The organism is Gordonia sp. 'Campus' (assembly GCF_022206305.1).
Taxonomy (GTDB): domain Bacteria; phylum Actinomycetota; class Actinomycetes; order Mycobacteriales; family Mycobacteriaceae; genus Gordonia.
This window is the reverse complement of the sequence record NZ_JAKOIW010000050.1, coordinates 1-851: the sequence shown is the minus strand read 5'-3', so window position 1 is coordinate 851 and position 851 is coordinate 1. Positions and strand designations below refer to the sequence as shown.

The 851-nt window shown below is 55.8% G+C and carries 2 rRNA genes; both read left to right on the top strand.

Annotated features, from left to right (window positions below):
- Positions 1-219 (top strand): 16S ribosomal RNA (locus MAY35_RS23195); the annotation flags it as partial.
- 445 nt (positions 220-664) lie between these two features.
- Positions 665-851: ribosomal RNA gene (locus tag MAY35_RS23190) — 23S ribosomal RNA — on the top strand; the annotation flags it as partial.

Below are 851 nucleotides of genomic sequence, written 5' to 3'. Positions count from 1 at the left end.
CATGAAGTCGGAGTCGCTAGTAATCGCAGATCAGCAACGCTGCGGTGAATACGTTCCCGGGCCTTGTACACACCGCCCGTCACGTCATGAAAGTCGGTAACACCCGAAGCCGGTGGCCTAACCCCTTGTGGGAGGGAGCTGTCGAAGGTGGGATCGGCGATTGGGACGAAGTCGTAACAAGGTAGCCGTACCGGAAGGTGCGGCTGGATCACCTCCTTTCTAAGGAGCACACAACGACACATGTTTCGTGGGCGTCTGTTCTGCGGCGTGTGTGTGTTCGAGGGTGAAACATCAGACAGGTCCCATCGTTTCGGCCGGCTCATGCTGGTCGGGGCGGGATCGGCAGTCGACTGTGAGGTCGCTGCGTTCACGTCACACTATCGGGGTTCTGAGAGAACACGCTTGGTGTTGTCTCTGACCTAGCTGCATATCGCAATGCGTTGGTGAGGTGCCCTGTGGTGGGGTGCGGAGATGCTGCGGGGTGTGTGGTGTGTGTTGTTTGAGAAGTGCATAGTGGATGCGAGCATCTTTATTTCAAACCAATGCTCCAACTTTGTTGGGGTGCTTGGTCTGTGATTTAGCAGAAATGTTTTGTGTGTCTACATTCGATCCCTGTTTGCTGGCCTTGTGGGGTTGGTGGGGTGGGGGTTGTTTGTAGGTGTTGTTGTAAGTGTGTAAGGGCGTTCGGTGGATGCCTTGGTACCAGGAGCCGATGAAGGACGTGGTAGGCCGCGATAGTCCTCGGGGAGTTGTCAAACGAGCTGTGATCCGAGGGTGTCCGAATGGGGAAACCCAGCACGAGTGATGTCGTGTTACCACCAGCTGAATGTATAGGCTGTGTGGGGGGAACG